Below are 21685 nucleotides of genomic sequence, written 5' to 3'. Positions count from 1 at the left end.
CAGACAAGGACGCCGACCATGGAGCGCCTGAACGCATCCTTTCTCAACGGCCGGCCGCGCCCGACGACGACGCGGATCGTGCAATTCGGCGAAGGCAATTTCCTGCGCGCCTTCTTCGACTGGAAGGTCGACCGCCTGAACGAGGCGACCGGCGGCGACTGGGGCGTGACCGTCGTCCGCCCGATCGCCGGCGGCTTTCCGCAGACGCTGAACGAGCAGGAGGGCGCCTACACCGTCCTGTCGCGCGGCGTCGACGAGTCCGGCGCGAAGGTCTCGCAGGCCCGGCTGATCGGCTGCGTGCGCAACGAGATCGCCGCGCATGGCGATTGGGCGTCGGTGCTGGAGCTGGCGCGCGACCCGAACGTCGCGGTCGTCGTCTCCAACACCACCGACGCCGGCATCGCCTATGTCCCGTCGGTGGCCTACGCCGACGAGCCGCCGGTCTCCTTCCCCGGCAAGATGACCCGCTTCCTGCACGAGCGCTGGAAGGCCTTCGACGGCGCGCCGGAGGCCGGCCTGCAAATGCTGGCCTGCGAGCTGATCGACCACAACGGCGAGGAGCTGAAGCGCATCGTCCTGCTGCACGCCCGCGACTGGGCGCTGGAGCCGGCCTTCATCGACTGGATCGAGACGGCGAACGCCTTCTACAACACGCTGGTCGACCGCATCGTCCCCGGCTTCCCGCGCGCCGAGGCCGACGAGCTGCGCCGCGAGCTGGGCTACGACGACAGCTTCATGGCGGCGGCGGAGCTGTTCCACCTGTTCGTGATCGAGCGCAAGGAGGGGATGCCCGCGCTGCGCCTGCCGCTGGGCGAGCATGACGAGGGCACCGTCGTCACCGCCGACGTCACCCCCTACAAGGCCCGCAAGGTCGCCATCCTCAACGGCGCCCACACCGGCCTGTGCGCGCTGGCCCTGCTGGCGGGCGTGGAGACGGTGGGCGAGGCGGTGAGCGATCCCGCCGGGGCGCGCTTCCTCGACCGGCTGCTCAACGAGGAGGTGATCCCCTTCCTCACCCTGCCGAAGCCGGAGCTGGAGGACTTCGCGGCCGCCGTGCTGCGCCGCTTCCGCAACCCCTACATCCGGCACCTGTGGTACGACATCAGCCTGAACGGCCTCGTCAAGTACCAGACCCGCAACCTCGACCGGCTGCTCGCCTACCGGGAGCGGTTCGGCGCGCCGGCGCCGCTGATGAGCCTGTCGCTGGCCGCTTGGCTGGCCTTCTATCTCGGCCGCTTCCCCGGCGCGGACAAGCTGCCGCCGCGCGACTCCGCCGAGATCATCGAGCGCGTCCGCGCGATCGGCGCCCTGGACGACGGCACCCCGGCGGGGCTGGAGGCGATGGGCGCCGCCTATCTGGGCGAGACGGCCTTCTGGGGCCGCAGCATCGACGAGCGCTCGCTGCGCGCCCAGGTGATCGAGGACATCCGCTTCCTGACGGATGAGCCCTTCACCTTTGCCCGCCTCGCCGCAAGGCTGGAGGGCTGACACCAAAAAGGCCCCTTCCGCCGATGCGGAAGGGGCCTTTTTTCTTTGCCAAGAGCTTGGTCCCGGTCCGGCTTCAATCCGGCGGGATGCCCAGCCGCAGCAGCATCTCCACGAGGCCGCTTTCCCCCACGGCCAGAGCGGCCTGGGATGGGGTCAGCCAGCGGCGCTCGCGCTGGCCCTTCTCGGGCCACTCGTCCAGCACCTCGTCGACTTCCAGCAGGAAGACGGTCACCGCGCACAGGACCGACTTGTTGACGCTGAGCCGCTTCATGTAGCGGAAATTGCCGAAGGGCCGGTGATCGACGGTGCCCCGCACCCCGGCTTCCTCATAGGCCTCCCGCGCCGCCATGGCGCAGGGTTTGACCCCTTCCTCCGCCCACCCCTTGGGGATGATCCACCGCTTGGTTTCCCGCGACGTGACCAGCAGGATTTCCGGCCGGCCGTTGCGCAGGCGGAAAGGAAGGGCGGCGTATTGGGTGGCGGGAGTGCGGCTGCTCATCATGTCCAAGTGGGAAGGCCGGACCCGCGATCCAACTCGGCTGAACGGGATGGCGGGCGATCATTCATAGGACGATGGGCGGTACTGCTCCGTGCCGCCCACCGGCACCATGATCATCCCCTATTAACGTTACTCAGTGGCAAATTCTTCCGTCAGACGGTCAACAATTTCGCCTACGCCAAACCGGATAGGATCACTGGCCGGAAGACCATGGGCCTTGGCCGCCGCCTCCAGGCAGGCGCGCGCCTCGTCCTCGCCGTAGGCCTTGGTGTTGATGGCGATTCCGACCGGACGGATGGCCGGGTTGGTCAGCCGTCCGCAACGGATCGTCAGGTCGATGACCTCCTGGATCGACGGCAGCGGGTGCTGCACGCCGCGCATGGTGCTGCGGGTCGGCTCGTGGCAGACGACGAAGGCGTCTGGCTGGGCGCCGTGCAGCAGCCCCAGCGACACGCCCGCGAAGGACGGGTGGTAGAGCGAGCCCTGCCCCTCGATCAGGTCCCAGTGGGCGGGATCGGCCGCCGGGGCGATCCACTCCACCGCGCCGGAGATGAAGTCCGCCACCACCGCGTCGATGGCGACCCCGCGTCCGGAGATGAAGACTCCGGTCTGGCCGGTGGCGCGGAAATCCGCGTCCAGGCCGCGGGCGCGCATCTCCTTCTCCAGCGCCAGCGCCGTGTACTTCTTGCCGACGGAGCAGTCGGTACCGACGGTCAGCAGCCGCCGGCCCGGTCGCCTGGTGCCCTTGCCGGTCGCGAAGCGCTGGTCGGAATGGCGCACGTTGAAGAGCTGGCGGCCGTGACGCGCCGCCGCCTCGGCGATGGCCGGGATGCTCTCCAGCCGGGTGTGCAGGCCGCTCGCCACGTCCATGCCGGCCTCGATGGCCTGGACGATGACGCTCGTCCAGTGCTCCGGCAGGACGCCGCCGGCGTTGACCACGCCGACCACCAGCGTGCGGGCGCCCTGCCCCGCCGCCTCGGCGATGGTCATGTCGGGGATGCCGAGGTCGGCTTGGCAGCCCTCCAGCCGGATCTGGCCGAGGCACCAGTCGCGCCGCCAGTCCACGATGCCCTGCGCCGTCTTGGCGCCGAGCTGGTCCTGCACGTCGCCGAGGAACATCAGGTAGGGATGGGGAATGTTCATGGTCGGGTCCTCTCGAAGAGACCGGTTGTTCTTGTCAGGCGGCTTCGGGCGTCAGGCGGCGGGCGGACATCTGTCGGAGCAGGACGGGCACGATCAGCGCCAGACCCAGCAGCGACGAGTACAGCTCCGGCGTCACCAGCAGGATGGCGGCGATGCCGAGCATCACCCGCTCCCACCCCCGCATGGTGGTCAGCAGCCAGCCGGTCAGGGTGGCGCCCAGGCAGACGATGCCGACGATGCAGCCGAGGAAGGCGATGAAGAAGTCCGGCCAGTTGAAGCCCGGCGCCACCAGCAGCAGCGACGGCGAGAAGACGAAGACGAAGGGCACCAGCGCCTTCGCCAGCCCCAGCCGGAAGGCGGTGTTGCCGGTCTTGAAGGGGTCGGCCCCCGCCATGCCCGCCGCGGCGTAGGCAGCCAGCGCCACCGGCGGCGTGATGTCGGCCAGCACGCCGTAATAGAAGACGAAGAAGTGCGCCACGATCGGCGCCACGCCCAGCAGACCCAGCGCCGGGGCGGCGATGGTCGCCATGATGATGTAGTTGGCCGTCGTCGGGATGCCGCAGCCCATCAGGATGCAGACGATGCCGGTCATGATCAGGGTGAACAGCAGCGTCAGCCCCTTGGCGTCGGCCAGCCAGCCCGGCAGGAAGGCCCCCGCCCAGGCCGCCATGTCACCGGCGGTCGAGGTGACGATGTAGGAGATCTTGAAGCCCACGCCGGTCAGCGTGACCACGCCGACGATGATGCCCACCGTGGCGGCGGCGGCGCCGACCGCCAGCGCGTATTTGGCGCCGTCGCGCAGGCCGTCGAGCACCTCCCAGATGGTCATGCGCTTGCGCGGGTTCAGCAGGCCGACCGCGATGCACAGGGTGATGCCCCAGAAGGCCGCCATGTAGGGCGTGTAGCCGGCGATCAGGATGCCGATCAGCACCACCAGCGGGATGACCGTCGGCCAGTCGCGGCGGAAGGCCTCCTTCAGATCCGGCATCTCGTCCGGGCGCAGGCCGCGCAGGCCGTTGCGCTTGGCCTCGAAATGCACCTGCACCAGAACGCCGAAGAAATGCATGAAGGCCGGGACGATGGCCGCCATGATGATGGTCGTGTAGGGCAGTCCCAGGAACTCGATCATCAGGAAGGCGGCGGCACCCATGATCGGCGGGGTGATCTGCCCGCCGGTCGAGGCCGTCGATTCCACGGCGGCGGCGAAATGCGGCTTGTAGCCCAGCCGCTTCATCGCCGGGATGGTCAGCGAGCCCACCGTCACCGTGTTGGCGACCGAGGAGCCGGAGATCATGCCGAACAGCGCCGACCCGAAGATGGCGACCTTGGCGGGACCGCCCGCGTAGCGCCCGGCCACCCAGGCGGCGCAGTCGAGGAAGAGCTGCCCCAGACCGATGCGCGTGGCGAAGACGCCGAACAGCACGAAATGGAAGACGTAGGTCGCCACCACGCCGAGCGCGATGCCGTAGACGCCCTGCGTCGTCAGGTACAGATGGTCGACGAGCTGGGAGATCGTGGCGCCGGGATGCTTCAGCAGCCCCGGCATCTGCGGCCCCCAGATCGCGTAGCTCATGAAGATCAGCGAAATGATCGGCAGCGGCCAGCCGACCGACCGGCGGGTCGCCTCCAGCAGCACGATGATCAGGATGGAGCCGAGGATCACGTCGGTGGTGGTCGGGTTGCCGACGCGGAAGGCCAGATCGTCGAGCGGGATCAGCGGGACGTGCATCACCGCGACCACCGCGCCGATGGCCAGCGCCCAGTCCTGGAGGCCGATGCCCAGCGGGCGCAGCAGCGTGCCCATCATCGGCTCGCCGTAGCCGCGCTTGGTGAAGGGGAAGACCAGGAAGACGAGGCCCAGCACGAAGGACAGATGGATGCCGCGATGCTCCATCTCCGGCAGCAGGCCGAAACCGGCGGTGTAATAGTGGAACAGCGACAGAATGATCAGCAGGCCGCCGACCAGCTTTCCCGCCAGCGGCGACAGCGGCCGGAAGCGGATCTCGGAGTCGAACTTCTCCTCCAACTCCCGCGCCTTGGCCTCGTCGAGTTCCATGGACGCGGAATCCAGCCGGATGTTGGATGGCGGATCGCGATGGGTATCGGTCATGGATGCTCCAGAATATGTCGGGCGGGGCTGGCGCATGGTCAAAATCCCCTCGCCCCTCTGGGGAGAGGGTTAGGGTGAGGGGGTTGCGCGTGTCGGAAAGTTCAGCAAAAGCGCATCCCCCTCGCCGGCTCTCAGCGGATGCCGTAAACATCCGCTGAGAGCCGTCGGCGCTGGCCTTCGGCCAGCGCGAAAGGCCCTTCGGGGCGCCCTCTCCCCTGAAAGAAGAGGGCTTAAGACAGTAGTATCGACGCGCCTTACTTCAGGACGCCCTGTTCCTTGTAGAACTTCTCCGCACCCGGATGCAGCGGGATGCCCAGGCCGTTGGTCGCCGTCTGCAACGTCACGAGCTTGCCCTTGGCATGGCCGGCCTCGAGCGCGGCGCGGCTCTTCTCGTTGTAGAGCGTCTTGACGATGTTGTAGACGAGGTCGTCCGGCTGCTTGGCGCTGGTCAGCCACTGGGCGTTGACGGAGATGGTCGGCGTCTCCGGAACGTCCTTGTAGGTGTTGGCCGGAACCGTGTCCTTGGCGAAGAACTGGTACTCGGCCAGCATCTTGTCGATCTCCGGACCGGTGATCGGAACCAGCGAGATGCCCGAGGAGGTCGCCAGTTCGGAGATGGCGCCGGTCGGGTACCCGCCGACGAAGAAGTAGGCGTCCAGCGCGCCGTCGCGCAGGCGGTCGCCCGCCGGACCCGGCTTCAGATACTCCGCCTTCACGTCCTTCTCGGTCAGGCCGAAGGCGCCCAGCACGATGCGCGAGTCGACCAGCGTGCCGGAACCCGGCTCGTCCAGCGACACCCGCTTGCCCTTCAGGTCGGCGACCGACTTGATGTTGGCGTCCTTGCGGGCGACCAGATGGATGGTCTCCGGGTAGAGCGTGGCGATGACGCGCAGGTCCTCCACCTTGCCCTTGCCCTCGAACAGGCCGGTGCCGGTGTGGGCCCAATAGGCGACATCCGACTGCGAGAAGCCCGACTCGGACGAACCACCCTTGATGGCGTTGATGTTGGCGACGGAACCGTTGGAGGCCACGGCGGTCGCCACCAGAGCGGGCACGCCGCCGTTGGCGCCGGAGATGACGTTGGCGATCAGACCGCCCACCGGATAGTAGGTGCCGGCGGTGCCGCCCGTGCCGATGCGGAAGAAGGCCTGGGTCTGCGCCACGGCGACGGTGGCGCCGATGGCGACCGCGCCCGCCACGGCGGCGAAGGCCAGACGGCGGGTCTTGGACATGAACTTCACGACAACCTCCCAATTATTTCGCGTCGTAACGAAATGATGCCTTTGGGTAGGAGGCTTGTCGATACGAATGGGTGTCCCGTCCGAACATACGGCCCATTCCGGAAGCGGGCGGGCCGTATGTTCGGACGAAACGGGTCAGTCTTCCAGCAGCGCCGCCGCGTGGTGGCGCAGATGGTCGTCGATGAAGCTGGCGATGAAGAAATAGCTGTGGTCGTAGCCCGGCTGCATCCGCAGGGTCAGCGGGTGGCCAGCCGCCTCCGCCGCCCGTTGCAGGTTCTCCGGCTTCAGCTGCTTCTCCAGGAAGCTGTCGGCGTCGCCCTGGTCCACCAGGATCGGCAGCTTCTCGGTGGCGCGGCCCAGCAGGGCGCAGCTGTCCCAGTCCAGCCACGCCGCGTAGTCGGTGCCGAAGAAGCGCTCGAACGCCTTCTCGCCCCAGGGCACGCTGGCCGGGTTCCCGATCGGCGCGAAGGCCGACACGGCGCGGTAGCGGCCCGGATTGCGCAGCGCGCAGACCAGCGCGCCGTGCCCGCCCATGGAGTGGCCGGAGATGGAGCGCCGGTCGGTCACCGGCAATTCCGCCTCGACCAGCTCCGGCAGTTCCCGCACCACATAGTCGTGCATGCGGTAGTGCTTCGCCCACGGCTCCCGCGTCGCGTTGACGTAGAAGCCGGCGCCCAGCCCGAAGTCCCAGGCGCCGTCCGGGTCACCGGGCACGTCGGGGCCGCGCGGGCTGGTGTCCGGCGCGACGATGGCGATGCCGAGTTCCGCCGCCATCCGCATGGCGCCGGCCTTCTGCATGAAGTTCTCGTCCGTGCAGGTCAGGCCGGACAGCCAGTAGAACACCGGCACCCTACCCGCCTCGGCCTGCGGCGGCAGATAGACGGCGAAGACCATGTCGCAGTCCAGCACCGCGGAGCGGTGCCGGAAGCGCTTGTGCCAGCCGCCGAAGCAGCGGTTCGCCGCGATCTGGGTCAGTTGCGAATCCATCCGGTCCTCACGGGTTGTAGAGGATGACGGAGCGGATGCTCTTGCCCTCGTGCATCAGGTCGAAGGCCTTGTTGATGTCCTCCAACCCCATGGTGTGGGTGATGAAGGTGTCCAGCTCGAACTCGCCCTTCAGGTAGCGCTCCACGTAATCCGGCAGCTCCGACCGGCCGCGGACGCCGCCGAAGGCGGAGCCGCGCCAGACGCGCCCGGTGACGAGCTGGAACGGGCGGGTGCTGATCTCCTCCCCCGCCCCGGCGACGCCGATGATGACCGACTCGCCCCAGCCCTTGTGGCAGCATTCCAGAGCGGCGCGCATCACCTTCACGTTGCCGATGCACTCGAAGCTGTAATCGACGCCGCCGTCGGTCATCTCGACCAGCACCTCCTGAATGGGGCGGTCGTAGTCCTGCGGGTTCACCACGTCGGTGGCGCCGAGCTGCTTGGCGATCTCGAACTTGTCGGGGTTGATGTCGATGCCGATGATGCGCGACGCCTTGGCCATGACCGCGCCGATGATCGCCGACAGGCCGATGCCGCCCAGGCCGAAGATGGCGACCGTCGAGCCCGGCTCGACCTTCGCGGTGTTGCGCACAGCACCCATGCCGGTGGTCACGCCGCAGCCGAGCAGGCAGACCTTCTCCAGCGGGGCCGCCTTGTTGATCTTGGCGACGGCGATCTCCGGCAGCACCGTGTATTCGGAGAAGGTGGAGGTGCCCATGTAGTGGAACACCGGCTGGCCCTTCGCCGTGAAGCGGGTGGTGCCGTCCGGCATCAGCCCCTTGCCCTGGGTGGCGCGGATCGCCTGGCAGAGGTTGGTCTTGCCGGACAGGCAGAATTTGCACTTGCCGCATTCCGGCGTGTAGAGCGGGATCACATGGTCGCCGACCTGGACGGAGGTGACGCCCGGCCCGACCTCCTCGACGATGCCGGCGCCCTCATGGCCCAGGATCGCCGGAAACACGCCTTCCGAATCCATGCCGGACAGGGTGTAGGCGTCGGTGTGGCAGACGCCGGTGGCGACGATGCGCACCAGAACCTCGCCCTGCTTGGGCGCCGCGACCTCGACCTCTTCGATCTCCAGGGGGCGCTTCGCTTCCCAGGCCACCGCCGCGCGTGACTTCACCATCCCACCGTCTCCATGCGTTCGCGTTTCTTTGATGATCGACGTTAGCATTCCGCGCGCGTTGACAACGCTGCAATGTTGGAGAGGATTGTTGCCGTATGGGGATAATCGGCGTGGAATTGGGAGTTTGACGGGTGAGCCGCTGGGATGGCATCGACGAATTCGTGGCGGTGGCCGAGTGCGGCGGCTTCTCCCGCGCGGCGGAGCGGCTGCGCATCTCCTCCTCGCAGGTCAGCCGGCAGGTGGCGCGGCTGGAGGACCGGCTGCAGGCCCGCCTGTTCTACCGCACCACCCGCAGCGTGACGCTGACCGAGGCGGGCCGCTCCCTGCTCGCCCACTGCCGCCGCCTGATCGAGGAGCGGGACGAGGCGCTGCTCGCCGTCAGCGACCTCCAGGCGGAACCGAAGGGCCTGCTGCGGCTGACCTGCGCGGTGGCCTACGGCGAGCGGTTCGTGGTTCCGCTGGTCAACGATTTCCTGGAGCGCCACCCCCAGCTCCGCGTCGAGATCGAGCTGACGAACCGCCGGCTGGATCTGGTGCACGAGGGGGTGGATCTGGCGGTGCGGCTGGGGCGGCTGATGGATTCCAGCCTCGTCGCCACGCGGATCGCGCCGCGGGTCATGCATCTGTGCGCCGCCCCGTCCTATCTGGAGCGGCGAGGGACGCCGCGCCGGCTGGCCGACCTTGCCGAGCACGATTGCCTGACCGGCACCGCGGACGGCTGGACCTTCGACGCGGGATCGCTGGAGGATGGAGGCCCGGAGTGGCTGTTCCGGCCGCAGGGGCGCTGGCGCTGCAACAGCGGCACGGCGGTGCTGGACGCGGCGCTGCGCGGCTTCGGGCTGTGCCAGTTGCCCGACTACTATGTGGTGGAGCACCTGACGGCGGGCCGGCTGGTTTCTCTTCTGGAAGCCCACCGCCCGCCCAACACCGCCGTCTGGGCCGTCTACCCGCCGCAGCGCCACCTGTCGCCCAAGGTGCGGCTGCTGATCCAGCATCTGAAGGAAGGGCTGGCCCGGAGGCCAGAGTACCGCTGAGGTTTGGCGCCACCTGCCCCGCCCGCGCTCCGACGAAGGACGAACCGCATCTTTTTAGAGAGTTTTCATCGTTTTTTATCCTGATGCGGCAAGCTGCCACATCAAATGCAACGTGGAGAAGTGATCACCGTCACAGGCTTCCGCCTTTCGTTGTTGCTAATTTTTATGTTGCGGCCGCAAGACGCGAAAACACAGCGGCACTCAATCGGGAGTCAGAAAATGGCGATCATTTCAGGAACATTGGAAGCCGATTATTTGGAGGGAACACTGGACAATGATTTGATCAGCGGAGAAGAAGGCGGCGACGTGCTGATCGGAGGTGATGGTGAGGACGGAATCTATGGTGGCGAAGGGAGCGACACACTAACCGGTGACAATGGTGCCGACTTTCTCAGAGGCGACCAAGGGAACGACGTTCTGAATGGGGGAAGTGGCGACGACACCCTGTTTGGCGGAGAAGGCAATGACATTCTGGACGGGGGCGATGGCGATGACAATCTGATTGGTGAAGAAGGTAACGATACGCTTTTCGGCGGCGCCGGCGCGGATTTTATACATGGCGGGGAAGGAGACGACACACTCTACGTTGATAGCTTTGATTATTTCTTTGACGGAGGCGACGGGCACGACACCGTGATCGTATTGGGAAATGAAGGGATTACACTCAACCTTCACCTCGCGAATTTCGAAGTCGCCTATGGCAGCGGCGGCAATGACTCGATCAACGCCGACTATGGATCGGAAAATGTCGTCATTAACGGAGGGGGCGGCAACGACACGATTTGCGGCGGCTCTGCAAACGACACCTTGTCCGGCGACGACGGAGACGATCACCTGCAGGGCGGCTCCGGCGACGACTCGCTTTCCGGTGGAGCTGGAAACGACACGTTGCAGGCCGACGCGGGCGACGACTGGCTTGCTGGTGGAGAGGGGGACGATCTCCTGGAAGGTGGCATGGGCAACGACACCCTGATCGGTGGGGAGGGGGCCGACACGCTCTTGGGTGAAATGGGCGATGACTGTTTCTACATCAGCGGAAACGCGGCTGTCGTCATCGGCGGATCGGGGTTCGACACCGTCGTTATTCAACAAGACGACCCACGATACATCGACCTCGGCGCGTGGCAGGTTGAGCGCGTCTATGGCGGTGGTGGCGACGACGTGCTCGATGCCCACAATGTCTATAGCGCGACCGAAATCAACGGCGGCGCCGGGAATGACACGTTCGTGGGCGGGTTTGGAAGCGATGCGCTTGATGGTGGGGCCGGCATCGACACTGTGAGTTACAGCAGCAATCCGATGTGGTCGGGAGTGACCGTGAACCTTGCCACCGGAACCGGAAGCGGAGGTTATGCCGATGGCGATACATTCAACGATATTGAGAACGTCATCGGAAGTAATCAAAGTGACACTCTGATTGGCAACGCCGCAGCGAACCGACTGAGCGGTGGGGACGAGACCGACTTTCTGTATGGTGGAGATGGTGACGACACTCTCATCGGGGGGCTGAACCCCGATCGGCTGAATGGCGGCGCTGGCGCCGACGCTTTCCGCCTGAGCATCGACCCCTGGTCAGGCGACACCATCGAGGATTTCCAGAGTGGAGAGGATCGCATCGAACTGGAAGCATCGACCTTTGGTCTTCCGGTTGGCACGCTGGATGCGAACATGTTCGCGCTGGACATGCCGGCCGATGCCGACGACCGCCTCATTTTCGATACGATGTTCCGTACCCTGTATTACGACGCTGACGGCATCGGCTCGGGCGCAGCGATCCAGATCGCCCGGTTCTATATGGATACGCTGTCAGCCTCGGACATCGTAATCGTACCCTACGGCTCATAGCGTTTCCGGCCTGTGAAACCGATGAGCCGCCCCTTCGGTGGCTCACCGGCTTCTTTATTCACACTCCGCTCAGCAGGCGGTCGGACGTGGCGTGCGCTCGACCTCCAGGCCGAAGAACGGGCGCAGGGCGGTGCCCAGGTAATTGCCGGCCAGCGCCGCCACGATCCACACCCAGCCGTGCAGGCTGCCCGACGCGATCCCGCTGAAATAGGCACCGATGTTGCAGCCGTAGGCGAGGCGCGAGCCGTAGCCGAGCAGAAGCCCGCCGACCACCGCCGCCACCAGCGACCGCAGCGGCAGCTTCCACACCGGGGCGAACTTGCCGGCCAGCCCGGCGGCGAGCAGCGCGCCCAGGATGATGCCGAAATCCATCACCGAGGTGACGTCGGCCAGCACGTTGTCCTGCAACGCCCTGGCTTGGGCCGGGGCTTGCCAGAAGGGCCAGGAGGCGACGTCCACGCCCAGCGCGGCCAGCCCCTTGCTGCCCCACAGCGCGAAGGCCGAGGTGATGCCCCACGGGCGCCCGGCCAGCGCCAGCGTCGCGAAGTTCAGCACCGCCAGCGCCACCGCGCCCCAGACCAGCGGCCAGGGTCCGCGCAGGAAGCGCCGCAGCCCCTCCGTCTTCGCCGGGGCGCCCTCGATCAGGCGGCCGTGGCGCCGCTTCTCCAGCGCGAGGGTGCCGGCATAGACGGCGGCGAAAATGGCGAGGTTGACCGCCAGCGCCACCGGCCAGCCCCAGGCTGCGACCACCGACACCGGAGCGGCCGTCCATTGCCCCTGCCACCAGGGCAGGTGATAGGCGCCCAGCACCGAGCCGACGATGAAGAAGGCCAGCGTCACGACCATCCGCGTGTTGCCGCCGCCCACCGTGAACAGCGTGCCCGAGGCGCAGCCGCCGCCCAGCTGCATGCCGATGCCGAACAGGAAGGCGCCGGCCACCACCGACAGGCCGACCGGCGACACCAGCCCCTTCACCGGCGTGCCGAACAGCGTCCCCGCCGCCAGAACCGGGAAGAACAGCGCGCAGGCCACGGCGAGCATGATCATCTGCGCCCGCAGCCCCGCCCCGCGCCGGTCCGCGATGAAGACGCGGAAGGCGGAGGTGAAGCCGAACAGCGCGTGGTACAGCACGAGGCCCATGGCGCCGCCCACCAGATAGAGAGCCGCCTGCCGCCCCGACACGGCGTCGCCGATCCACAGGCCGCCGCCCACCAGGGCGAGCAGCGCCACGGTGACCACCCGCCAATCGATGCCCGGCAGAAGCGTGGCCGAACCCGCCGCCCGGCCCAGAGTCGTGTCCGTCATCCCGACACTCCAAAACAACAAAAATGAAACGTTGATAAAGGCGATTGCCTGATTGGTTTCAGTAGATAATGGGAGGCTTTCCACAGGAAAGTCCGTTCTGCGCATCCCTGGCCTGCGCGGAGTTGATCCGTCAGCCATCAGGAAACAGGCGCCGCGCCAGCCGGCCGAGCGTCAGGCTCTGCACGATGATGGTGAAGGCGACGACGGCGTAGCAGGCGACCAGCAACAGGTCGCGGTGCGGGTTGTCGGGGAGCGACAGGACCAGCGCCACGGCGATGCCGCCGCGCACCCCGCCCCAGGTCAGCACGGCGGTCGCCGCCGCCTTGCGCTGGCTGCGCAGATGGACGGCGACCACGGGCAGGATGCTGGCCAGCCGGGCCACCAGCGCCAGCAGAGGCGCCATGACCGCCGCGGCCATCACCGGCGCCTGCCAGGACAGCACCACCGCCGCCTCCAGTCCGACCAGCATGAACAGCACGGCGTTCAGGATCGCGTCCACCATCGACCAGAAGGCCTTCAGGATGAAGCCCGACCGCTCCGACGAGACATGGTGCTTCGCCGTGTTGCCGATCAGCAGCCCCGCCATCACCACCGCGATGGGTCCGGACAGGCCGAGCCGCTGGGCGAGGCTGTAGGTCGCCGCCGCCAGGGCGAGGGAGATGGCCAGCTCCACCGCCGGATCGTCCGCCCGGCTTTTCGCCCAGAAGGCCAGGGAGCCGGTCGCCAGCCCGAGCAGGCCGCCGCCGCCCGCCTCCCTTACGATGTCCCAGGCGACGCCCAGAACCGTCACATCGGTGTCGGTCCCGGTGGCCAGCCCGAGCAGAAGGACGAACAGCACCACCCCCATGCCGTCGTTGAACAGGCTCTCCCCGGCGATGGCGGTGCGCAGCCCTTCCGGCAGCGGCGCCTTGCGCAGCACGGCCAGCACCGCCACCGGGTCGGTCGGCGCCAGCGCCGCCCCCAGCACCAGACACCACAGCAGCGGCACCGGCTGGCCCATGGCGTCGAAGACCATCCACATGCCGGTGCCCATGACGGCGGTCGAGATCACGACACCGAGCGTCGCCAGCAGCGCCACCGCCCAGCGGCGCCGCCACAGCGTGCCGCTGTCCTGCTCCACCGCCCCGGCGAACAGCAGGAAGGCCAGGACACCCTCCAGCAGCGCTTCGGGCAGGTGGGTGCTGGTCACCAGACGGTCCTCCCAGACGCGGATGTCGATGGCCGGGACCAGGGTCCCGACCACCGCGGTCGCGAAGGCGAAGCCGAAGGCCAGAAGGAACACCCCCGCCGTCGCCGGCAGGCCGAGCAGGCCGCGGCTGGCGAAGCTGAACAGCGCCGCCAGCGTCAGCAGGATGGACAGCAGCTCGAACGTGCCCATGAACCTCCGTCGGCAAGGGGACAAGCCATGCCAACAGGGCGTCCGCCGCGATCCTCTCGCGCTCAGTCCTCCGGAGCGTCCAGACCTTCCAGGATTGCCGGGGCGAAGGCGGCCCGCCAGTCCTCCCGGTATCGGATGTCGCCGAAGGCGGGCAGCACCAGCTCCGCCCCCGTCGCGGCCACCAGCGCCGTCAACTGGCGCAGCGTGGGGTGGACGTTCCAGCGCAGGTATCGCGCGCGCCCCGCATCGACCAGGGTGCGCGACGGCGTGCCCGCGGCAAGGTAGCCGGTGAAGACGATGTCCGGCCCATCCACGCCCGCCCAGCGCTCCACCAGTTCGGCGGCGGTGCCGCTGGTGGCGTTGGGACCGGCGGCGAAGGTCGCGTCGCGCGGGTCGCCCGGCGCCTTGGCGCGGTCGAGCAGCCGGCGCAAACGCTCCTCCGCGCCGGGACGCAGGGCGGTGTCGGCCTCGGCCAGCAGATGGGCGATGGCGGCGCGGTGGGCGTCGTCGATGGCCGGGACGACGCCATGGTCCATCGCCCACAGGGCCATTTCCGGCCCGCGCCCGTCCGCCGCCACCGGGAACAGCGCGCCGCCCGCGTGCAGGAAGGGCTCCAGCGCGGCCAGCCGCTCCGCCTGCGGGGTGTCGTCCAGCCCGTAGGAGGCGTCGAGGATCACCCGCCGCGCCGGCGGCGGCGGGTCGAAGGGGAACAGGGCCGATTCGTCGGAATGGTCGCCCATGTAGAGCAGCCCGCCGTCCTGCGTGCCCAGGTGGATCCACACCCCGCCCGGCGCGTGGCCGGACCGCCCGGTGGTCACCGGCACGCCCTGGATCTCCACCGTCCCGCGGACCGGCAAGGGATGCGCCGCGACGGTGGGCGGCAGGAATCGGGCGGCGAGCGGCGTGGCGTAGACCGGCGGGCTGCCGACCCGGTGGCGCAGGCCGAGGGCGCCGGCATGGTCGCCGTGGGTGTGGGTGATCAGGATGGCGTCCACCCGCCCCGCCCCGCTCAACGGCGGCAGGCGCCCGGCGTCAGGCCCCTCGCCGAGGTCGAGCAGCAGCCGCGCCCCACCGACCATCGCCAGGAAGCAGGCCGGTCCCTTGTTGCCCAGACCCGACAGGGCGCGCAGCCGGACCTTGACCCCGCGCCCCGTCATCGCCCCCGTCATAGCAGCGTCACTTGACATCACGCCCCCGTTCCGCACTGTGCCTATCCCTCGCTGCCTTCCTGAATAGCGCGACTTCCGGTGCCATGACCATCCAGACTCCCGCACTTCTGCCCGCATTGTTGATAGACGACGCCTCCCGCCACTATGCCGGGACGCCCGCCCCCGCGGTGGACGGCGTGACCATCGACGTGGCGGCGGGGGAGTTCCTCGCCCTGCTCGGCCCGTCGGGTTGCGGGAAAAGCACGCTGCTGCGCATGGTCGCCGGGTTCGAGCGGCTGGACGGCGGGCGCATCACGGTCGGCGGGCGCACCCTGTCCGGCCCCGGCGCCCATGTCCCGCCGGAGGAGCGGCGGATCGGCCTCGTCTTCCAGTCCTACGCGCTGTGGCCGCACATGACGGTGGCCGGCAACGTCGCCTACCCGCTAAAGACCGCCCGCGTTCCCCGCGCGGAGCGGGAGCAGCGGGTGCGCGCCGCCTTGGATACCGTAGGCCTGTCAGGCTTCGACGCGCGCCACCCCGCCGAGCTGTCGGGCGGCCAGCGCCAGCGCGTGGCTCTGGCCCGCTGCCTCGTGATGAGCCCGGAGCTGGTGCTGCTGGACGAGCCGCTCGCCAACCTCGACGTGCATCTGCGCGCGGCGATGGAGGAGGAGTTCGCCGACTTCCACGCCAAGACCGGCGCCACCATGGTCTACGTCACCCACGATCAGGCCGAGGCGATGGCGCTCGCGACGCGCATCGCCGTGCTCGACCGCGGGCGGCTGGCCCAGGTGGCGGCGCCCCGCACGCTCTACCGGGAACCGGCGACGCGCATGGTCGCCGGCTTCGTCGGCCAGGGCGCGGTGGTGGACGGCGTGGTGACGGGTCCGGTCGCGGACGGCCGCGCGCGGGTGCGCCTGTTCGGGGCGGAGGCGCTGGTCCGCTGCCGCCCCGGCCAGCCGGAGGGGCCGGCGCTGGTCTGCCTGCGGCCCGAGGATCTGGAGCCGGCGGCGGACGGCCCCATCGCCGCGACGGTGGTGCGCGCCGCCTACAAGGGCGGCTTCGTGCTGGTCGAGGCCGAACCGCAGGCCGCGCCGGGTGTCCGCCTGCTGCTGCGGGTGTCCGGCGACGCCCAGGTGGCGCCGGGCGAGGCGGTTCCCCTCGCGGTCCGCGACGGGTGGGTGGTGCCGGAAGGGGTGTGATCACCCCCGCCAGGGAATGATCCCCGCCGGCAACCGCCGCCCCAGCCAGCCGACCGCCAGCAGCACCGCCACCACCACCGCGATGGTCACCACGCTCAGCGCGGCGGCGAGCGTCGGGCTGCCGCCCTCCTCCAGCGCGTAGACGACGACGCCCAGGGTCTCCCGTCCCTGCGACCACAGCAGGATCGACACGGTCAGCTCGTTGAAGGCCGTCAGGAACACCAGCACCCCGCCCGCCGCCGCCGCGGGCGCCACCAGCGGGGCGACGATGGTGCGCAGGCGGCGCAGCGGCCCGGCGCCGCAGGCGCGCGCCGCCTCCTCCATCGCCGGGTCCAGCGCGGCGCAGGCGGCCTGGGCCGGGCGCAGGGCCAGCGACAGGAAGCGCGCCAGATAGGCCGCCAGGATGATCCCCAGCGTGCCGTAGAGGCCGACGCCCAGCAGCGGCAGCGGCTTCAGGAAGACCAGGATGCAGCCGATGGCCAGCACCACGCCGGGTACCGCGTGCGGCAACTCGATCAGCACGCCGACGGCGCGGACCAGCCGCCCGCCCTTGCCCGGACCGGCCATGGCGTGGGCCAGCGGGATCGCCAGCAGGGTCAGCAGCAGCGCCGCCATCCCCGACAGGCCGAAGGAGTTGGTGAAGGCCCGCCCCACCTGATCCAGCCCCAGCACCGTCGCGTAATGCGCCAGCGTCGCCGTCTCCGGCCCCAGCGGCAGGCCGTAGACGCGGATCAGGCTGGTCGAGGCCAGCGCCGCCAGAGGCGCCGCCAGGATCAGCGCCACAACGGTCCAGCACAGGATTTCAAGCGGACGCCGCGCACGGCCCAGCCGCAGCACCGCCGCGGGCGCCGAACCGCCGATCACCCGCGCGTCCACCCGCGCCTGGAGCGCCATCTGCGCGGCGATGCCGACGCAGGCGATGGCGCCGATCAGCACGGCCAGAACCGCCACCTCCGGCAGGACCGACGGGCCGAAGCCGGCCAGCCGCCGGTAGATCAGCGTCGGCAGCACCGGAATCCCCGCCGGGATGCCGAGCAGCGCCGGAACCCCGAAATTGCCCAGCGCCGCGACGAAGGACAGGGCCAGCCCGGCGGCCAGCCCCGGCAGGCTGAGCGGCAGGACGATGGTGCGCAGCACCCGCCCGCGCCGGGCGCCCGCCGCCTGCGCCGCCTCGACCAGATCGCGCGGCACGGCGCGCAGGGCGGCGCGCAGCGCCAGGAAGACCAGCGGCGCGTGCTCGATCCCCATCACCAGGATCATCCCGGCGGAGGAATAGACGGGGTTCGGCGTGCCCGGCGCCGGGGCGAGGCCCAACGGCTTCAGCAGCGGGCTGCCCGACCCGGCGAGGTGAATCCACGACAGGGCCACGATCTGGGCCGGGATCATCAAAGGCAGGATCAGGCAGAAGGCCAGCGCCGTCTTGCCCCTGAGGTCGGTCATGCCGCAGAGCAGAGCGAAGGGCACGCCGAGCGCCGCCGCCACGACCGTGGCCCCCGCCGCGATGGCGACGCTGTTGCCGGTGGCGCGCCACGTCATCTTGGACGTCAGCACGCGGGTCATCGCCGTCAGGTCGCCCGACGCCATCGGCCCGGCCACCTCCCACACCAGCCGCAGGATCGGCAGCAGGACGATCAGTCCGGCCAGCGCGAACAGCAGCGGCGCCCCGGAAACGGAAAAACCACCGGCGGCCCGATAAGGCCGCCGGTCGTTGAGGGTGGCAAGACTCATTTTTATCCGCCGGATGGGCTCAGCCGCCGAACAGGTCGGCGAAGTCCTTCTTGTTGGCCTCGTCGTCCTTCAGCGCCTTGGCCGGGTCATAGGGCATCAGCGAGATGAAGGAGGTGTCCGGGAACCCCGCCGGCGGCGCCACCCCCGGCAGCGCCGGCAGGAAGCCCTGGCGGGAGGCCAGCTCCTGCCCCTCCTTGCTCAGCAGGAAGGCGATGAAGGCCTTGGCGGCGTCGGGATTCTTGCTGGTGTTCAGGATGGCGACCGGCTCGGTCACCGCGCTGACGCCCTCCTTGGGGAAGACGAAGGCGACGGGGGCGCCCTTGGCCTGCTCGCGGATCGGCAGGTAATCGACGATGACGCCGTACAGCTTCTCGCCGCTGGCCACCGACTTCAGGATGCCGCCGTTGCCCTTGGCGGCCGTGGTGCCGTTGGCCTGGAGCTTCTCGTAGAAGGCCATGCCGAGGTCCGGCTGCTCCTTCACGGCGGCCATGTGGATGGCGGCGGCGCCGGAATAGAGGGGGCTGGGCATCACGGTGGTGCCCTTGGCCTCCGGCTTCAGCAGGTCGAGCCAGGAGGAGGGCTTCATCGGCGCCGCTGTGTTGTAGGCGATGCCGGTGGTGATCAGCTTGGTGGCGAACCACGTGCCGTCCGGATCGTGGGTGCCGGGGCGGTAGCCCTGGACCGGCGCGTCCTTGTAGGCCAGCAGGCGCTTCTCCGCCTTCAGCGACTCCATGGTCACGGCGTCGGCGATCAGCAGCAGGTCGGCCTGCGGGCTGCCCGCGGCGATCTCGGCGCGCAGCTTGTTCATCAGCTCGGTCGTGCCGCTGCGGACCCATTCGACCTCGACGCCGGGGTTCTTGGCCTTGAAGGCGTCCACCGTCTGCTTGGCGTCGGCTTCGAGCTGCGAGGTGTAGAGCACCAGCTTGCCGGCGGGCTTGCCGATGGTGGTCTGGGCGGCGGCCTGGGCGGGCAAGGCCAGCAGAAGCGCGCTCGCGGCGGCGGCGATTGTCGTTCCGATGGCGGCGAACGCCGCGGCGAGGTGTGTGCGCTTGGCCTTCATGTCTCCCGTTTCCCTCTCTGGTCGTCTCCGCCGGTCCGGAGCCCCATTGGAGTGCCCCGGTATGCGAACGAAGGCCCTTGTTTACGCCAGAACCATGACAGCCACGTGACGGCGACCGTTCCGGACGGTTCTCAGCGTCATACCCGATTGAGGCGGCTCAGGGAAAGGGGACGCCCCGCGGGGGAAGGATCGGCGGACGCGGTTTCCTCCCTGCGGAGGCCCAGCGCGGTGCGCGTGGCCTCCAGCCGGTCGGTGGAGCGCGCCACCGCGGTGGCGCTGGTGCGCAGGCGGTACAGGCTGCGCACCATGCTGTCCACCGCAGCGCCGCGGAGCTGGGCGGCGCGGGCGGCGGGCGCATCCTTGTCGTCGGGCACGGCGCGCAGGGGCGCCGGCTTGGTCACCAGCAGGGTGGAGACTTCCAGCCGCATGGCGTTGTCGCGGACCGCGTGCACGCGGTGGACCAGCTCGGCCAGCGAGATGTCGCGGCACAGGCCACGGCACCACAGGGCGCCGGTTTCCGACCGCATGCAGAATCCGCAGCCCGTCTCCTGGCGCCACAAGCGCTTCGCGGTGTGTACCGGCATGCTCCACCTCGTTGCTCCGGCTTCAGGAAAGCGCCGGAGGGGCCCGCGAGGCAAAGCGTCTTTGGCGATACCGCTCTGTGGGGAGGCGGCGACGCCCCTTCTTCGAACGGAACCGCGCGAAGGGCTTGGAAGACAAGCCGTTCGGCAGCACCCTATACGGGCGACAGCCCAAGCGACAGGAGCAAGGACCGTGACCAGCGACGCCACCGACCGGCCCATCCTTCAGATCGAGTATTGCCGCCAGTGCCGCTGGATGCTGCGCGCCGCCTGGATGGCGCAGGAGCTTCTGACCACCTTCGAGGACGAGCTGGGCGGTGTCACCCTGATGCCCGGCACCGGGGGCGTGTTCGCGGTGCGGCACGGCGCGGCGGTGATCTGGTCGCGCAAGGAGGAGGGCCGCTTCCCCGACATCACCGAGCTGAAGCAGCGGGTGCGCGACCACATCGCTCCGGACAAGCCCCTGGGCCACGCCGACCGCAAGCGGCCGGCGGAGCCATGAGGACAAACGCTTAGCGGACGGCCTTCACGTCGGTGACGGCCACCGTCTGCTTGGGCGGCGCGGAACCGAAGCCCTGCTCCAGCAGTTCGGCGACCTCGCGGTCGCGGGAGGCGGCGGTGGTGCCGCCCAGGACGACGGCGACCAGCCGCTGGCCGTTGCGGCTGGCGCTGCCGGCGAGGTTGAAGCCGCTGAGGTTGATGAAGCCCGTCTTGATGCCGTCGTACCCTTCCACCCGGCCGAGCAGCCGGTTGTGGCCGGGCACCACCGTGCCGTTCCAGTCGAAGCGCGTGCGCGAGAAGTAGGCGTATTCCCGCGCCGGGCGGGACACGATGGCGCGCGACAGGCGGGCCATGTCGCGGGCGGTGGTGCGCTGCTCCTTGTGCGGCAGGCCCGAGGCGTTGCGGAAGGTGGTGCTGGTCATGCCCAGCGCCTGCGCCTTGGCCGTCATCATCTCGGCGAACTGCTCCTCGCTGCCGCCCAGCGCTTCGGCGAGCACGACGGCGACGTCGTTGGCCGACTTCACCGTCAGGGCGAGGATCGCGTCCTCCACCCGGATGGTCGAGCCGACGGCGAGGTTCAGGCGCGACGGCTTCTGGTTGGTGGCGTGGCGCGAGACCGGCAGTTCCTGGTCCAGCCGCAGCGTGCCCCGCTCCAGCGCCTCGAAGGTCAGGAGCAGGGTCATCATCTTGGTCAGCGACGCCGGGTAGGTCAGCGTGTCGGCGTTCTCCGAATCGAGGACCCGGCCCGACTGCGCGTCCATCAGCACATAGGCATGGACCGGGCGGAAGACGGCGGCGCCCGCCACGGTGCCGGCGGCGGCCCCGGCGGCGACGCGTCCCGCACGGCGCGCCTTGCCGGTGCGGTGGACGGCGGCCTTGCGGACGGCCGCCTTCTGGGTGGCCGATTTGTGGACGGCGGCCTTGTGCACGGTCCGGACGGCGGCGGGCTTCGCCGCCGTCTTGGACGCCGCGGCCTTCTGAGGCGCCGTCTTGGCGACCGTCTTGGCGGCGGGCTTGGGCGCTTGCTTGCGCACCGTCTCCTGGGCCGCCTTGGCGAGGGCGTCCGCAGGGTTGAAGGCGACGGGCGTGGCAACGGCCAGGGACAGAAGCAGCGGCAGGACGAAACCGTACGGCGAACGCGGCATGATGGCGACCGGATGGAGAGATGGTCGCCTCCTGTACCCTGAAAGCGGTTAACAAAAAATGTGTCGAATCTCTGGCGCCTTGTGTGATTTTGCGGTTTCCGGAGCCCTGCGGCCATTTACCAATCGATCGGGCACCCTCCACCGTTGCCTGTGTCGCAGCGGCAACT

The 21685-nt window shown here is 69.1% G+C and carries 18 protein-coding genes; 5 read left to right on the top strand and 13 right to left on the bottom strand.

Annotated features, from left to right (window positions below):
- Positions 1-18: 18 nt before the first annotated feature.
- Positions 19-1488 carry a tagaturonate reductase gene (locus tag TSH58p_RS27885; RefSeq protein WP_109068917.1) on the top strand — a complete coding sequence of 490 codons (1470 nt, stop codon included), beginning with the start codon at positions 19-21 and terminating at the stop codon, positions 1486-1488.
- Positions 1489-1561: 73 nt separating this feature from the next.
- On the opposite strand, the gene TSH58p_RS27880 is transcribed toward TSH58p_RS27885, so the two are convergent.
- From TSH58p_RS27880 to TSH58p_RS27855, 6 genes are all read right to left on the bottom strand, one after another.
- A complete protein-coding gene (locus tag TSH58p_RS27880) occupies positions 1562-1990 on the bottom strand; it encodes an NUDIX hydrolase (RefSeq protein ID WP_246472577.1) in 429 nt (142 codons plus the stop codon).
- 126 nt (positions 1991-2116) lie between these two features.
- Entirely contained in the window at positions 2117-3130 is a 1014-nt protein-coding gene (gene dgcN, locus TSH58p_RS27875; protein ID WP_109068918.1) for an N-acetyltransferase DgcN, read from the bottom strand.
- Positions 3131-3164: 34 nt separating this feature from the next.
- Entirely contained in the window at positions 3165-5240 is a 2076-nt protein-coding gene (locus TSH58p_RS27870; protein WP_109068919.1) for a TRAP transporter permease, read from the bottom strand.
- A gap of 254 nt (positions 5241-5494) precedes the next feature.
- Complete coding sequence (locus tag TSH58p_RS27865) at positions 5495-6481, bottom strand: TAXI family TRAP transporter solute-binding subunit (protein ID WP_109068920.1); 987 nt, start codon at positions 6479-6481, stop codon at positions 5495-5497.
- A 135-nt stretch (positions 6482-6616) separates the two neighbouring features.
- Positions 6617-7468 carry an S-formylglutathione hydrolase gene (gene fghA, locus TSH58p_RS27860; RefSeq protein ID WP_109068921.1) on the bottom strand — a complete coding sequence of 284 codons (852 nt, stop codon included), beginning with the start codon at positions 7466-7468 and terminating at the stop codon, positions 6617-6619.
- 7 nt (positions 7469-7475) lie between these two features.
- On the bottom strand, positions 7476-8594 hold the full coding sequence (locus TSH58p_RS27855) for an S-(hydroxymethyl)glutathione dehydrogenase/class III alcohol dehydrogenase (protein WP_109068922.1): 1119 nt from the start codon (positions 8592-8594) through the stop codon (positions 7476-7478).
- 131 nt (positions 8595-8725) lie between these two features.
- Here TSH58p_RS27855 and TSH58p_RS27850 point away from each other — a divergent pair, with 131 nt between their 5' ends.
- Together TSH58p_RS27850 and TSH58p_RS27845 are read left to right on the top strand one after the other, a co-directional pair.
- Entirely contained in the window at positions 8726-9628 is a 903-nt protein-coding gene (locus TSH58p_RS27850) for a LysR substrate-binding domain-containing protein (protein ID WP_109068923.1), read from the top strand.
- A gap of 219 nt (positions 9629-9847) precedes the next feature.
- Positions 9848-11473, top strand: a complete 1626-nt coding sequence (locus tag TSH58p_RS27845) for a calcium-binding protein (RefSeq protein WP_158282572.1) — start codon at positions 9848-9850, stop codon at positions 11471-11473.
- Between the two features lie 69 nt (positions 11474-11542).
- Here the strand turns inward: TSH58p_RS27845 and TSH58p_RS27840 are convergent, their stop codons facing one another.
- The 3 genes from TSH58p_RS27840 to TSH58p_RS27830 all read right to left on the bottom strand — a co-directional run bounded on the left by TSH58p_RS27840 (position 11543) and on the right by TSH58p_RS27830 (position 15313).
- Positions 11543-12778: a YeeE/YedE family protein gene (locus TSH58p_RS27840; RefSeq protein WP_109068925.1), complete on the bottom strand. Its 1236-nt coding sequence runs from the start codon at positions 12776-12778 to the stop codon at positions 11543-11545.
- Positions 12779-12908: 130 nt separating this feature from the next.
- Complete coding sequence (locus tag TSH58p_RS27835; protein WP_109068926.1) at positions 12909-14156, bottom strand: sodium:proton antiporter; 1248 nt, start codon at positions 14154-14156, stop codon at positions 12909-12911.
- 62 nt (positions 14157-14218) lie between these two features.
- Positions 14219-15313: an MBL fold metallo-hydrolase gene (locus TSH58p_RS27830; RefSeq protein ID WP_247873905.1), complete on the bottom strand. Its 1095-nt coding sequence runs from the start codon at positions 15311-15313 to the stop codon at positions 14219-14221.
- A gap of 95 nt (positions 15314-15408) precedes the next feature.
- Here TSH58p_RS27830 and TSH58p_RS27825 point away from each other — a divergent pair, with 95 nt between their 5' ends.
- Positions 15409-16503, top strand: coding sequence for an ABC transporter ATP-binding protein (locus tag TSH58p_RS27825; RefSeq protein WP_109068928.1), 1095 nt, complete (start codon positions 15409-15411; stop codon positions 16501-16503).
- Here TSH58p_RS27825 and TSH58p_RS27820 read toward each other — a convergent pair whose 3' ends face one another.
- The 3 genes from TSH58p_RS27820 to TSH58p_RS27810 all read right to left on the bottom strand — a co-directional run bounded on the left by TSH58p_RS27820 (position 16504) and on the right by TSH58p_RS27810 (position 19875).
- Positions 16504-18231 (bottom strand): iron ABC transporter permease, encoded by a 1728-nt coding sequence (locus TSH58p_RS27820; protein ID WP_109068929.1) that lies wholly within the window; start codon positions 18229-18231, stop codon positions 16504-16506.
- A 19-nt stretch (positions 18232-18250) separates the two neighbouring features.
- Positions 18251-19291 carry an ABC transporter substrate-binding protein gene (locus TSH58p_RS27815; protein WP_109068930.1) on the bottom strand — a complete coding sequence of 347 codons (1041 nt, stop codon included), beginning with the start codon at positions 19289-19291 and terminating at the stop codon, positions 18251-18253.
- Positions 19292-19428: 137 nt separating this feature from the next.
- A complete protein-coding gene (locus TSH58p_RS27810) occupies positions 19429-19875 on the bottom strand; it encodes a hypothetical protein (protein ID WP_109068931.1) in 447 nt (148 codons plus the stop codon).
- 190 nt (positions 19876-20065) lie between these two features.
- Here TSH58p_RS27810 and TSH58p_RS27805 point away from each other — a divergent pair, with 190 nt between their 5' ends.
- A complete protein-coding gene (locus TSH58p_RS27805) occupies positions 20066-20374 on the top strand; it encodes a SelT/SelW/SelH family protein (protein WP_109068932.1) in 309 nt (102 codons plus the stop codon).
- A 10-nt stretch (positions 20375-20384) separates the two neighbouring features.
- Here TSH58p_RS27805 and TSH58p_RS27800 read toward each other — a convergent pair whose 3' ends face one another.
- Positions 20385-21518, bottom strand: coding sequence for a D-alanyl-D-alanine carboxypeptidase family protein (locus TSH58p_RS27800; RefSeq protein ID WP_109068933.1), 1134 nt, complete (start codon positions 21516-21518; stop codon positions 20385-20387).
- Positions 21519-21685: the final 167 nt, after the last annotated feature.

It is taken from the genome of Azospirillum sp. TSH58 (assembly GCF_003119115.1).
GTDB lineage: Bacteria > Pseudomonadota > Alphaproteobacteria > Azospirillales > Azospirillaceae > Azospirillum.
The sequence above is the reverse complement of the archived record's forward strand: the minus strand, read 5'-3'. Positions and strand labels throughout refer to the sequence as shown.

Bases quoted from the DNA above. Each gene is read 5' to 3' on its own strand.
- TSH58p_RS27800 (WP_109068933.1), bottom strand. From the start codon at position 21,518: ATGCCGCGTTCGCCGTACGGTTTCGTCCTGCCGCTGCTTCTGTCCCTG.
- TSH58p_RS27870 (WP_109068919.1), bottom strand. From the start codon at position 5,240: ATGACCGATACCCATCGCGATCCGCCATCCAACATCCGGCTGGATTCC.
- TSH58p_RS27815 (WP_109068930.1), bottom strand. From the start codon at position 19,291: ATGAAGGCCAAGCGCACACACCTCGCCGCGGCGTTCGCCGCCATCGGA.
- TSH58p_RS27810 (WP_109068931.1), bottom strand. From the start codon at position 19,875: ATGCCGGTACACACCGCGAAGCGCTTGTGGCGCCAGGAGACGGGCTGC.
- TSH58p_RS27830 (WP_247873905.1), bottom strand. From the start codon at position 15,313: ATGACGGGGCGCGGGGTCAAGGTCCGGCTGCGCGCCCTGTCGGGTCTG.
- TSH58p_RS27835 (WP_109068926.1), bottom strand. From the start codon at position 14,156: ATGGGCACGTTCGAGCTGCTGTCCATCCTGCTGACGCTGGCGGCGCTG.
- dgcN (WP_109068918.1), bottom strand. From the start codon at position 3,130: ATGAACATTCCCCATCCCTACCTGATGTTCCTCGGCGACGTGCAGGAC.
- TSH58p_RS27845 (WP_158282572.1), top strand. From the start codon at position 9,848: ATGGCGATCATTTCAGGAACATTGGAAGCCGATTATTTGGAGGGAACA.
- TSH58p_RS27840 (WP_109068925.1), bottom strand. From the start codon at position 12,778: ATGACGGACACGACTCTGGGCCGGGCGGCGGGTTCGGCCACGCTTCTG.
- TSH58p_RS27825 (WP_109068928.1), top strand. From the start codon at position 15,409: ATGACCATCCAGACTCCCGCACTTCTGCCCGCATTGTTGATAGACGAC.
- TSH58p_RS27880 (WP_246472577.1), bottom strand. From the start codon at position 1,990: ATGATGAGCAGCCGCACTCCCGCCACCCAATACGCCGCCCTTCCTTTC.
- fghA (WP_109068921.1), bottom strand. From the start codon at position 7,468: ATGGATTCGCAACTGACCCAGATCGCGGCGAACCGCTGCTTCGGCGGC.
- TSH58p_RS27885 (WP_109068917.1), top strand. From the start codon at position 19: ATGGAGCGCCTGAACGCATCCTTTCTCAACGGCCGGCCGCGCCCGACG.
- TSH58p_RS27820 (WP_109068929.1), bottom strand. From the start codon at position 18,231: ATGAGTCTTGCCACCCTCAACGACCGGCGGCCTTATCGGGCCGCCGGT.
- TSH58p_RS27855 (WP_109068922.1), bottom strand. From the start codon at position 8,594: ATGGTGAAGTCACGCGCGGCGGTGGCCTGGGAAGCGAAGCGCCCCCTG.